Source organism: Embleya australiensis (genome assembly GCF_051903075.1).
Lineage (GTDB): Bacteria > Actinomycetota > Actinomycetes > Streptomycetales > Streptomycetaceae > Embleya.
The window spans coordinates 951693-963690 of sequence record NZ_CP182422.1 but is presented as its reverse complement, the minus strand read 5'-3'; the positions used below and the strand labels follow the sequence as shown (position 1 = coordinate 963690).

Genomic DNA, 11998 nt, shown 5'->3' with positions numbered 1-11998 from the left:
GGCCGGAGGCCGCGTGTGCCGCCCGCCGTATGGGCGCTCGGCGGTCGTCAGGTCTCGGGCGGCGCGAACGCGTCGTAGTGCAGAGCGCGTACGGCGTGCAGGTACTCGCCGACAGTGACGGTGTCGGCGAGCACGGCCGGCGGGTCGGTCGTGCCGGCGTCGAGCGCGGTCGCCTCCGCGGCGGCCTCCGGTTCGGCCGCGACGGCGTACAACTCCCCGGCCCGCACCGACCGTACGACCGACAGGTGTCCGACAGGTGGCACTCATGGCGGAATCCATGTGACAAAACCCTCGCCGAGGTCCGCTCGCACAGCTCGTGCCGGGCCACGGTCAACCCGCCCCGGCCCGGCTGGGCCGCCGAGCAGACCACCCGCGAGCGCCGGCACCAGGTGCACGATCTGCCCGGCAAAGGCGTCAGCCTGCTCGAATGTGCCCGCCGGCCGAACGTGTCCCCGAATACCGTCAAACGGTATGCACGCACACGCGAACCCGACGCCCTGCGACGCGCCCCGCGCTACCGGCCCACCCTCGTCGACCCCTACCGGGACCACCTGCGCGCACGCCGCGCGACTGACCCCGCCGTGCCCGTGACCCAGCTCTTCCCGGAAGGCAAGGAACTCGGCTACACCGGCAGCTTCAACCTCCTCCACCGCTACATCACCCAGGGCCGGGCCGAGGGCGATCGGCTCGTGACCACGCCCAAGCGTTTCGCTTGCCTGCTCCTCACCTGCCCGGACAACCGACGCGAGAAGGACACCGACCTCATCCGAGAACTCACCGCCGCATGCCCCGAGATGGCACAACTCCACAACTCCACACCTCCACACCTCCACACCTACATTGCCGAGTTCGCCTCGCTCCTGGCCCCCGCCCAGGGAAACGACACCGGGCTCACGGCATGGATCACCGCAATACGCACGTCAGACCTTCCTCATCTGCACGCCTTCGCCAACGGCCTCCGACTTGACCGTGCAGCAGTCGACGCCGCGCTCACCACGCCCCACCACAACGGACACACCGAAGGCGTCAACGCCCGAACCAAACGCATCATGCGGCAAATACACGGACGAGCCGGATTCGACCTCCTCCGCCACCGCATCCTTCTCCCATGACACTCACGCAGAGCTACCACCGGAGGTGAGGCAGAGCCGTTAGTTTTACAGTCCCGATCGTGGCCCACCGCATCGCGCCGCCCCGTACGCGGGACACCAAGACGGCATGCGTGCCCTCGGGGTACTGACGCACGCACCGCATCGCGTCCCGCCTCTCGACAGGAGAAGAACGACATGAACCCCACCTACGACTTCACCGGCCAGGTCGCCTTCGTCACCGGCGCCTCCTCCGGCATGGGCCTGGCCGCCGCCCGTGCCTTCGCCGAATCCGGTGCCGCCGTCGGCCTCGCCGACATCGACGAAGCGGCCGTCGACAAGGCGGCGAAGGAGCTCACCGACGCCGGCCACCAAGCCCTCGCCCTGCTCTGCGACGTCACCGACGAGGACCAGGTCGCCGCTGCCGTCGACCGCACGGTGGAGACCTTCGGACGGCTCGACATGGCCTACAACAACGCCGGCATCATGCCCCCGCCTACCGACGCCGCCGACGAGAGCGCCGAGCAGTTCGACCGCGTCCAGAACGTCAACCTGCGCGGTATCTGGGCGAGTATGAAGCACGAACTGCGCCACATGCGCGAGCAGGGAAGCGGCGCCATCGTCAACTGTTCCAGCCTCGGCGGCCTCGTCGGCAACCCCGGCCGTGCCGCCTACCACGCCTCCAAGCACGGTGTGATCGGCATGACCAAGAGCGCCGCCCTCGAATACGGCTCCCGGGGCGTCCGGATCAACGCCGTCTGCCCCGGCACCATCGCCACCCCCATGGTCGACGCCATGGTCGAAGGCGGCGAACTCGACCGCGACCGGGCCGAAGCCGGCCAGGCCATCGACCGCCTCGGCACCGCCGACGAGATCGCCCAGGCCGTCCTGTGGCTGTGCAGCCCCGGCGCCGGCTACGTCACCGGCATCGCCCTTCCCGTGGACGGCGGCTACACCGCCCAGTAGGAAGCAGCTTCCTCGCCTCCGGCCGGCACTGCGCGGCCAGGGCTCGACCACCGGCCAGGCGCGTCGTTCGGGTTCCCCGGGCAGGCGATGGCGTCGTTCAGGGGGTGACGCGCAGAAGCATCAGTGCGGAGTCGTCGAAAGCGTGCCCTCTGGCGTGTGCGGCAACCGCGCGGGACAGGAACGCCACAGTGGTGCCCGCGTTCATGCCGGCGGTCGCCGCCAGCGCGGCGAGCAAGCCCTGCTCGCCGAACATCGGGTGCCCGCGGCCGATCCGGGCCTCGGTGATGCCGTCGGTGTACAGCAGTATCGCGTCCCCCGGCTCCAGCCGGAAGTCGGCCTCGCGCAGGCGCACCTCGGGGATCAGCGCACCCAGGATCGTGCCGGGGCACTCGACCTCCTCCACCGTGCCGTCCGCACGGCGGATCAGTGCCGGGAGGTGTCCCGCGCTGGACAGGCGCCCGGCGAACGCGCCCGCGTCCACGGGGTGAAGGACGGCCAGAACCGCGGAGAGGAAGCGGTCGCCGATCGCCTGGTCGACCAGGGCCTCGTGCAGGCGCTGCAGGATCTTCACCGGCCCCTCGTGCTGGGTGGCCTCCGCCCGGACGGTGTACCGGGCCAGTGCGGTGATCTTCGCCGCCTCCACGCCCTTGCCGCACACGTCGCCCATCACCGCGCACCAGCTCGACCCGCGGGTGCGGAAGAGGTCGTAGAAGTCGCCGACGACTTCTCCGTCGGTGGCGTCCGCGACCATGTAGACGGCGGCGACGTCCAGGCCCGCGACCTTGGGCAGATGCGGCGGGAGCAGACTGTCCTGCAACGTGCGCGCCAACGCCGCCGACGCTCGCCCCGCCGTACGGGACTCGCTCAACGCCTGCCGCAACGCGACCTCGGAGGACACCGAACGCGCCAGCGTGCGCAACGCCTTGAGCTGGGGCTCGGTGAACGGGCGTCGGTGCGCGTCCACCACGCAGAGCCCGCCCAGCACATGCCCGTCGGGGGAGAACACCGGGAACCCCGCCCAGGCGCCGACACCCCACGCGGAGACCTCGGCGAGGCGCCCGATCCTGGGGTCCGCCGCCGCGTCTTCGACGATCAACGGCCGCCCGGACGCGATCAACAGGTGACACGGGCTGTCCGCGACGTCGTTCTCCCGGCCGGCCGTGGTGTCGACACCCATGGCCGCCTTCCGAAACGAACGGCGTCCGTCCACGACGGTGAACAACGCAACGCCCGCGCCGGTCACCGCCAACGCCAACTCGGTCAGGTCGTTGAACGAGCCCTCGGGCGCGCTGTCGAGAAGGCCGCTCGCGGCCACCGCCGCCAACCGCGCGGGATCGAACACCGCCGCCGGCAGCTCGGCCTTGTCCGCCACCACGGGCGTGGTGATCACCTTTGAGCTCGACACGAAACCGTCTTCCCCGGCACCCACCCCGCCCGCCCTCGGAACGAGAACGGCCTCAAGCAACCTGACGGACAGCCTAAACGTCCGGACAACCGAACGACAGGCACACCAACGATCTTCCCCGCCCCCGCCCCCGCCCCCGCCCCCGCCCGGGCCGGCGCTCGGTGGCGCCGGTCGGCGATGTGGATGCGCTCTGCTCCACGCAGGAAGCGTCCGGCGCCGGAAAGCGCCGACCCCCGGCGGGTCGGGAGAAGATCGACGGGGACCGCCGGCGCGAGTCGCCAATCCCGCGCCGTTGGGACCGGCTGCCTCGTCGATGCCCGCCCACGGTCGGGAGACCACGACCACGACCGTCCTCGACCCGCACGTCGCCACGGGCCGGAGGCGACCCGTGCTCCCGCGCCTCGGGGCGTCTTTCAAAGGCGCAGCCAGGCGGCCACGCCGGACAGGGCGATGAGCAGGCACACGCCGAGGTTGACGACCTTGTAGGTCAGGAACACCGCGACGAACTCGCGGATCGTCGCGCTGGGCCGAAAGTACGAAGCCGTCGGCGCGCCGATCACTTGGCCGCGAACGCCGGTGCGTCGGGCGGTCAGGGCGGCGCGGAAGGCGTGGAAGTTGTTGGTGACGATCAGGCATCGGTAGTCGGGGTTGGTGGTGGTCATGATGGCCTTGCTGAAGAGCAGGTTCTCCTCGGTGGTCCGCGAGCGGTCCTCGCGCACGATCCGTTCCGCGGGGACTCCCCGGGCGATCAGATAGTCGGCCATCGCGTGCGACTCCGGCAGTTTCTCGTCGGGGCCCTGGCCGCCCGAGGTGATGAGCACGGGCTGGTTGCCGCGCGCGACTTGGGCTTCGAAGAGGGTTCGCGCGCGGTCGAGTCGACTGGCCAGTAGGGGCGGCACCGTCTCCCCGCCGACGAGGCCGGAGCCGAGTACGACCACGAAGTCGACCGAGCGGCGCACCCACAACCACCCGTAGAGGAAGCCGTAGCCGACGAAGCACACCAGGAGGAAGGACACGTAGCCGACCACCAGGACGACGGTGCCGGTGAACACGATCAGTGTGTGCGAGCGGGTGAACACGGCCGTCGCCAGAAGTGCGAGTACGGCGACGATGGTCAGCCCCGCCAGGAGCGAGAGCAGGTTGGCGGGGCGAATGCCCTCCCGGCGCACCATCGTCGCGCCGTTGGACAGCAGCGCACCGACCAGCAGGAGTACGCCCACGGCCGGTACGAGCAGGAGGAGCACGACCACCGCCGTGACGAACGGCCGTGGTATCCGACCCAGTTCCCCGATCAGCCCGACGATCAGGGCGACGAGGGCCAGCCCCAGAAACACGGCGTTGCCGAACTTGCGGCGGTCGCGCAGGATTCCGACCAGAAAGAGCAAAATGAACAATGCGGAAACCATGTAGGCGAACACCGGCGAATCCTACGCGGCGTGTTTCGTGAGAGGCGGCCGACGCCGTTCCGGGCTCGGTTGCGGTGGATCGATCCGATCCGATGGGCCGGGGGCGGCAGTCGGTCTCCGAGGCTCACGACTCGCAGGAGGAGGCCGAGGCGTGGGTCGAGTGGTTGAGGAAGTTGGCTGCGGCGGGCGTGGATCCGGCGATGGCCGTGATGCCGTTGGGTGAATACGGCGACCTGGTCATGGACATGGCTTTGCGTGGGCTGGAGCGCAAGACCACCGATCCGTATCTGGCGGGATGGCGAATGCGGGTCAAGCCCTGGCTGGGGCATTTGCCCGTGCACGCCGTTACTTACGGCGCGGTTGATCGTGCCGTCTACGGGTGGATCGAGGACGGGGCGGGGCTGTCGACCGTCAAGAACACGATCGCGATTCTCGTGCGCGTGATGCAACAGGTCCGGCGGGATGGGCTGATCGAGACCAATCCGGCCCGGGTGACCGGGTGGCAGCACTCGTATCGCACGGCCGAGGACGAGCTCGACAACCCACGTGCGCTCGCCTTGCGCGACTGGGCCGCGCTCGACGGGCTGGCGAAGGCTCTGGTGGCCCGCTCGCACGGAGGCTACCGGGGGTGGGGCGATGTAGTGCGGTTCGCAGGGTGCACCGCAGCTCGGATCGGTGAAGTGTCGGGGGTGCGGATCAAGGACATCGACACGACGACGTGGATGTGGAACCTGTGTCGGCAGACGACCACCTCGCCCGGGGGGCTGGTCGACAAGGGGACCAAGGGCAAGCGCCGAAGATGGGTGCCGGTCATCCCGCAGGTCCGCCCGCTCGTGCTCCATCGCATCGCGCTCGCCGGGCCGGACCCCGACCCGATGACGCGGCTGTTCACCGGGCCGCGCGGTGGGCGGATCACCACGGCGATCCTGCGTGACGCGACGCACTGGGACGAGGTGGTCGCCGCTCAGAGCTACGAGTTCCTGCTGCGGCACGGATTGCGTCACACCGGGCTGACGTGGATGGCCGACGCGGGAGTTCCGGTGCATGTACTTCGGAAGATCGCCGGGCACGGGTCGTTGGCGACGACGCAGCGCTATCTGCATCCGGAACTGCGGTTGGTGACCAGTGCTTCTGAGGCGCTTCAGGTGCATTTGGACCCGGGCTGGTCCCCAAATGGTCCCCAAGAGGTTTTCGGGGCCTATTCCAACCGGTAAGTGGTCTAAACCAGCAAGAGGCGCTGACCTGGGCTTTTGCCCCTGTCAGCGCCTCTTGAACACCGTCGGGACGACAGGATTTGAACCTGCGACCCCTTGACCCCCAGTCAAGGAGATGGGGCGTTTCCGCAGGTCAGGGGCACTTTACTGCTCAACGCGACGTTCGATTTTCAGTATATCGTGCCGTTTCGTGCATGGCGTGTGGTCCACAACTGGTCCACAGCGTCCGAGCGTTGGTGCCGTGCGTTCGTCTGGGTGCAGCGGTTTCGCATCGGAGTTCGACGACCCGAGCGACCAAGTCCTCCGGATCGTTGCTGGGTTCCTCGACCGGCAAAGGCATCCAACTTTTGGCAGCCCCGGCGGCGAGCAGTCGGTTCTCGTTGTAGATGTAGTACTTGCGCATTTGTACGATCCGAACCACGCGTCCGGGTGGTTGTCCAGGCGCCGACAGATCAGCCGCCCACCGCCGAGCAGCCTCCATCCGCCCATCCGCCCATGTCGAGTCGATGGCACACGCTCTGAATGTCAGTGCTTCCTCCTACGATCCCCGCGACCGAGTCACGGGAAGGATGCGGGTGGACAAGATCCGTCGTGGTGAGCGAGGTAAGCAGAAGACCTGGGAATGGCTCATGGTCCTGACAGCGCAGCGCGGACTCTGTACTTACTGTGGGCGGTCGCCTGCTACGACACTCGACCACGAGAAGCCCATCACAGATGGAGGACCCGATATCTGGTGGAACTTCGTTCCGGCCTGCGATGACTGCAATCGCTGGAAGAAGGGTCGCACCGCCAAGAGTTGGGTGGCGAACCTGGACCTGCACCACAGGTATCCGAAGGCGGGCTTCGCAACGCGAGCCATGCGTCCCGAGGTCTACGCCGGCATCACGAGGCGCGTTGAGCGCGTGCAGCGGGAGATAGCAGACACGGATCGCCGTGAGTGGTTCCGGTTGCACTACGGGACCGAACGGCATCAGAACAAGACGGAGTTGTCCAAGATCCTTGAGAGCTGCAAGGAAGAGTTGCGGGGCTATCCGCATCATCCCTGGCGAACGCCGAACCTCGGCAGCTCTCGAAAAGTTTGTACTCGCCTGATGTGCTGTGGCTACCACCACCCGAAGGCGAAGTGGATGACTGCCTTCCTGGAGGGTGAGGAGTACGCCGGCTTTCGGCGAGCTGTCTTCAACGAGCGCGCCCATGAGGGCGACGTACTGGGACGCCTCGTCAGGGAGTATCTCGCCGATAAGGATCGTGATTGAGGCGACGGAGCAGCGTAGTTGTGGAGGTTGCGGCGGGAAGGCAGCATCCTGCCGGGTGCCGTCGGGACGCACCGAGAGGTCGGCAGGCTGGGCCCGCGGAGTCGAAGCTGGGTGCTCTGAACACTCCGGGTGTGGCTGCCTCGGGTAGGCCCAGGCTGCGGATGGGATAACCATGGGCAGCTTCGTAGTCCGAGTTGCCGGCGGGCCCGCACTCGACCATCACCGCTTACGGGAACTCGGTCACAGCGGAGCGGATTTCGTGAGTATCCACCTGCCGATGCTTCTCCACTCGTGTTGGCCACCCGAAACAGCTCTCGACGACACGACACTCGTTGCCTTCGCCCTCCGACCGATCCTCGTTTAACACCAGACGAACGGACAACACCGCACCCGACATCGCAATCGTCAACTCGCACAGCTTGCTCGGCATCGTCGTTGCCGCAATCGCTCCGGGTGATACGGCGAACCTGGATCCGACCTGCGTTGGAGACGCGACCCTGGCCCGTGTCTGAGTTGGCCCGGCGAACGCGCTGACGACGCCCACTCGTGTCAGCGCCGCTCTGGACGGTGCTCCCGCGGATCGAGCGCAGGTGGGCACCCATGTGCTTGTCCCGGCGGGTCTGCTGCCGCGCCCCGGTGCGCCGTGCGGCATCACCGACGCCCAGGCCGAGGAGATGGTGGTCCGCACCCTGTATGACGGTGCCGGGACCACGACATCATGATCACCGCTTACCGAACGGTTTGTCCGGGCCAGGGTCCCGCGCACCGGCCGGCGATGCCGCGTTGGGAATCGATTCGTCTTCCGATTTCCACAACCGGACGCTGTGCTGCCGATACGCTCTCGTGACGCAGGGTATGCCGGGTCGGGGGGCGGGGATGCAATGAGCGGCAAGTCCGATCCCTTCGAGGCTTCTGCGGCGGCGCTCGGCTATCTGTATCAGTTGCGCATGGCCCTACTGGTGTGCGTCGAGCATCTCCAAACAGGTCTGGACTGGACAGTTGCCGTCGAGGCCGGCGACGACATCGAAACGGTCAGCGACACGGCCACAAACTGGTGGCAGCTCAAGCACCGCGCGCCTGGCACACGGATGACCGATGCCAGTAGCGACCTCTGGAAGACACTGCGCATCTGGGCCACGGCGGTCTCCGAGCAGCAGATGGACCTGGAGCGGACGAACCTGTTTCTGCTGACGACTGGGATTGTGCCGACGGGATCCGCCGGTTCCTTCCTGGTGCCCAATCGGCCGGGCGGAGCGAGAGACGAAGCCGAAGCGCTCAAGCTGCTCAACACGGCGCGTGCAAACTCCGCTGCCAAGAGTTCGGCAGCCAAGGCCAACTTCGCTGCCTGGGACGCCTTGGACGCGAACCAGCGGTTGAGCCTGCTCAAACGTATCCAGGTGCTCGACGAGGCCAACGACATCACGAAGGCCGGCGAACAGCTGCAGGGCCGGGCCGCGCTGGTTGTCGGGCATATCCACGCATCGGCCTTCCTACAGCGGTTGGAAGGATGGTTCCTCCAGCGCTGCATCGCCCACCTGGCAGGCACAGGATCCGGGCCGGTCACAGGCGTTGAATTCGATGACATCTTCGACCAGCGGCGCAATCAGTTCCGCCCCGACAACCTCCCCATCGATGTCGATGTCGTCGACCTTCACGGCGAGGCGGCCGAGCACACGGAAAAGACCTTCGTACGTCAACTGACACTTGCCGGCATCGGCAACGCGCGCATCCGGATGGCCGTGAGGGACTACGTCCGCGCGTATGAACAGCGCTCTCGGTGGTCTAATGAGAACCTCCTCCGCCCCGGGGAACTCGGCGAGTATGAGAGACGCCTGGTCGAAGAATGGCAGAGACGTTTCAACGTGATGATCGACGACCTCGGCGAAGACGCAGCCGAATCGGAGATGCGCAGGGAGGCAAAGAAGATCTACGCCTGGGTCGAACAGGACGCCCGGTACAGAATCCGGCCCGGATGCGACGAAGCGTTCGTGACCACCGGCTCCTACCAAATGCTTGCGGACGAGGAACGGGTCGGCTGGCACCCGGACTTCGAAGCCAGGCTCATGGCCCTACTGGAGCCGGCGGAAAGCCGGTGAGCAGATCTGTGGACCTCAGTCGCGAGGAACGGGCCCTGTTCAACCTGGCATTCATGGCCCTCGTCAGCTGCCGTGTGGTGCAGGGCCACCAGAAGACGGGACCTTGCCCGCTGCCGGTCGCCATTACGTCAGCAGTGATGGCTCTGCAGCCGGCGATCCGGCGGCTCTTGCCGGGGACCACCGCGGCCAGCGTGGCAAAGTGGGTCGAGGAGAACCAGGCCATCCGTGTCGTCATGGCGGCCAACGCGCCGGGGCTGGCCAACATGGTCCGCCCTGGCATCCTTTTCGCGCTCCAGACTCAGCTGCTCAGCCTCGACGAGAGGGCACGCCTGACCCTGCGCCACCGTGCGATACCAACCGCGATCACCGGAACCTCCGATACGGTCATCGCGATTCAAAAGACCGCTCAGATGCTCGGCCGCTGGCTACCCACCGGCGGGAGTACGGCTACGGTCCTGACTCTGCTCGGAGTGCGCCTATGACCTACCAGATCAAATCATTGGCCCTGTACGGGCACCGTCCCGAGCAGCTGCGCATCCTTGCGTTGAACCCAGGCCGCCTCAACATCATCACCGGAGACTCCCGCACCGGGAAAACGTCAATCTGGACCATCACCGACTACTGCATGGGCAGCACCGACTACCCCGTCGGCGCCGGCAAAGTCCGTGATTACACCAGCGTCTTCGCCCTGCAACTTGTGCGCGGCGAACAGCAGTTGTTCATCGCTCGTCCGGCTCCCGAGAACAGCACCAGCCCAGCTCCGCGACTGTGTCTGCAGTTCCAAAACGCGGGGGCCCCGCCGCCGCCCCGCGACGGCATCGACTTCACCTTTCCTCTCGAGGCAGCCCGACGTCTACTCAGCGAGTTCTGCGGCATCGACCGGACCGTCCGCATCCCAGCGGCGCGCGGCACCACCATGTCGCCGTCAATTCGTCATGCCTTGTTCTTTTGCCTCCAAGCACAGAACGAAATCGCCAATCCTGACCATCTCTTCCACTCCCAGGGACACGAGTGGCGACCACAGGCCATCCGCGACACACTGCCATACTTCTTGGGAGCGGTCGAACCCGAACAAGCGGTGCGTCGTGCTCGACTCAAGCAGCTACGCGCCGAACTAAAGAACGTAGAGCGCCAAATTGCCCAGGCTATCCAGGCCGCTCCCGCGCCTGGGCAGGCCCGCGGACTGATAGCCGAGGCGGAGAGCGCGGGCCTCTTGTCCGAGCCGGTCGACGACATCGTCGGCTTCGACGAAGCACTGCGGATTCTTGCCTCCGCTCTCACCCGCACACTCGGTGAACTCGAGTATCCCGACTCCACCGACCACCGCGCCGTCCTGGACCGCGAGCGGCGGGAACTCCGCTCTCGGCATCAGCAGATCAGGTCGCGCATCACCGACCTTCGCCAAACATTGACCGAGGAGAACGACTACCTGGTTCAGGCCCGTGATCAGCGCGAACGACTCGCCTCGCTCGGCCTATTGCGGACCGCAGTCGACGCCACGAGCCCGCACTGTCCGGTGTGCGACAGTGTGGTTTCCTCGGCGCAGGAAACCACGCTGAGAATCCGTGAGGACCTGCAACGTCTGGATTCCGACGTTGCCTTCGTCAGCGACGACGCCCCTCTCATCCAAGGCATGATTGCTGTCGAGGAAGAGCGACTTCAGGAACTGCGTGCAGAGCTGGTCCGCAACCGCGAACATCGCGAAGCGCTTGACGCCGGCCTGCGTGAGGCCGCCCGCTTCCGCAGCCAGTCCCTACGCGCGGCGTCCGCCCAAGGCAGGATTAGTCTCTTCCTCGAAAACGCGGCCCGTGCCGAACACGCTCCGCCCGTCACCGACACACGCGAGGAACTGAAGCGGGAAATCGCCGACCTTGAGGAAGTACTCGGCTCGGACATGCAGGCCGATCGGCTAGCCAGCTGCCTCTCGTTGATCAACCACAAGATCACCACGAAAGCACGCATGTTGGGCTTGGAACACTCCGAATACCCGGTGCGACTGGACCTCCGCCGGCTCAGCGTCGTGGCGGACACGCCGCGGGGCCCGGTGCCGCTGAGCGACATGGGCAGCGGGGAGAACTGGCTGGGCTATCACATCGCCGCCTTGCTCAGCCTGCATGAGTGGTTTGACGAGCAAGGACGTCCCCTACCCCGAGTTCTGGTCCTCGACCAGCCTTCCCAGGTGTACTTCCCTTCCGACTACGACGGGCCTCAAGTGGATCTCGCGGGAGAGGACCGCGCCTCACTCCTACGGGTCTACCAGGCCATTACCGACACGGTGAGTCGTCTCGGCGGGAGGTTCCAGGTGATCGTGATGGAGCACGCGGACCTGGGGGACGACAGCTTCCGGGCTGGAGTCGTCGAACGATGGCGCGGCGGACAGGCGGCTCTCATCCCACCTAACTGGATTCTCCAAGACGACTGAGCCGACATCGCACCCGATGCCCGTGCGCGTGGCTGAGCAAAACAAGGGGGGCGGGCGGGACTCACCGGGATGAGGGTCGAGTACCGTGCGCGTGGCAGCCACCCTTCGTAGGCGTGCTCACCCGAGCGGCTCGCGCCGTGTGGAC

10 protein-coding genes and 1 pseudogene are annotated in these 11998 nt (G+C 66.8%); 8 read left to right on the top strand and 3 right to left on the bottom strand.

Annotation, left to right across the window (positions count from 1 at the left end):
* Positions 1 to 47: 47 nt before the first annotated feature.
* Entirely contained in the window at positions 48 to 263 is a 216-nt protein-coding gene (locus ACMXN5_RS04030; protein ID WP_439678122.1) for a hypothetical protein, read from the bottom strand.
* Here ACMXN5_RS04030 and ACMXN5_RS04025 point away from each other — a divergent pair.
* Both ACMXN5_RS04025 and ACMXN5_RS04020 read left to right on the top strand, forming a co-directional pair.
* A pseudogene (locus ACMXN5_RS04025) lies at positions 243 to 1112 on the top strand (transposase); the annotation flags it as partial. The gene ACMXN5_RS04030 and the pseudogene ACMXN5_RS04025 overlap by 21 nt on opposite strands.
* Before the next feature lie 174 nt (positions 1113 to 1286).
* Positions 1287 to 2054 carry an SDR family NAD(P)-dependent oxidoreductase gene (locus ACMXN5_RS04020; protein WP_439674020.1) on the top strand — a complete coding sequence of 256 codons (768 nt, stop codon included), beginning with the start codon at positions 1287 to 1289 and terminating at the stop codon, positions 2052 to 2054.
* Positions 2055 to 2151: 97 nt separating this feature from the next.
* On the opposite strand, the gene ACMXN5_RS04015 is transcribed toward ACMXN5_RS04020, so the two are convergent.
* On the bottom strand, positions 2152 to 3459 hold the full coding sequence (locus tag ACMXN5_RS04015; protein ID WP_439674019.1) for a PP2C family protein-serine/threonine phosphatase: 1308 nt from the start codon (positions 3457 to 3459) through the stop codon (positions 2152 to 2154).
* 413 nt (positions 3460 to 3872) lie between these two features.
* Positions 3873 to 4877, bottom strand: coding sequence for a YdcF family protein (locus tag ACMXN5_RS04010; RefSeq protein WP_439674018.1), 1005 nt, complete (start codon positions 4875 to 4877; stop codon positions 3873 to 3875).
* A gap of 188 nt (positions 4878 to 5065) precedes the next feature.
* On the opposite strand from ACMXN5_RS04010, the gene ACMXN5_RS04005 reads away from it, so the two are divergent.
* From ACMXN5_RS04005 to ACMXN5_RS03980, 6 genes are all read left to right on the top strand, one after another.
* The gene (locus tag ACMXN5_RS04005; RefSeq protein ID WP_439674017.1) at positions 5066 to 6079 is read left to right on the top strand and encodes a tyrosine-type recombinase/integrase; all 1014 of its coding nucleotides are present in this window, start codon (positions 5066 to 5068) and stop codon (positions 6077 to 6079) included.
* Between the two features lie 575 nt (positions 6080 to 6654).
* Positions 6655 to 7335 (top strand): HNH endonuclease, encoded by a 681-nt coding sequence (locus tag ACMXN5_RS04000; RefSeq protein ID WP_439674016.1) that lies wholly within the window; start codon positions 6655 to 6657, stop codon positions 7333 to 7335.
* Positions 7336 to 7925: 590 nt separating this feature from the next.
* Complete coding sequence (locus ACMXN5_RS03995) at positions 7926 to 8057, top strand: hypothetical protein (protein WP_439674015.1); 132 nt, start codon at positions 7926 to 7928, stop codon at positions 8055 to 8057.
* A gap of 159 nt (positions 8058 to 8216) precedes the next feature.
* Positions 8217 to 9431, top strand: a complete 1215-nt coding sequence (locus ACMXN5_RS03990; RefSeq protein WP_439674014.1) for an ABC-three component system protein — start codon at positions 8217 to 8219, stop codon at positions 9429 to 9431.
* The gene (locus ACMXN5_RS03985) at positions 9428 to 9913 is read left to right on the top strand and encodes a three component ABC system middle component (RefSeq protein ID WP_439674013.1); all 486 of its coding nucleotides are present in this window, start codon (positions 9428 to 9430) and stop codon (positions 9911 to 9913) included. Before ACMXN5_RS03990 ends, ACMXN5_RS03985 begins: the two co-directional genes overlap by 4 nt.
* Positions 9910 to 11853, top strand: coding sequence for a DUF3732 domain-containing protein (locus ACMXN5_RS03980; RefSeq protein WP_439674012.1), 1944 nt, complete (start codon positions 9910 to 9912; stop codon positions 11851 to 11853). The genes ACMXN5_RS03985 and ACMXN5_RS03980 overlap by 4 nt, the downstream gene beginning before the upstream one ends.
* Positions 11854 to 11998: the final 145 nt, after the last annotated feature.

Bases quoted from the DNA above. Each gene is read 5' to 3' on its own strand.
- ACMXN5_RS04020 (WP_439674020.1), top strand. From the start codon at position 1,287: ATGAACCCCACCTACGACTTCACCGGCCAGGTCGCCTTCGTCACCGGC.
- ACMXN5_RS04005 (WP_439674017.1), top strand. From the start codon at position 5,066: ATGGCCGTGATGCCGTTGGGTGAATACGGCGACCTGGTCATGGACATG.
- ACMXN5_RS03990 (WP_439674014.1), top strand. From the start codon at position 8,217: ATGAGCGGCAAGTCCGATCCCTTCGAGGCTTCTGCGGCGGCGCTCGGC.
- ACMXN5_RS03980 (WP_439674012.1), top strand. From the start codon at position 9,910: ATGACCTACCAGATCAAATCATTGGCCCTGTACGGGCACCGTCCCGAG.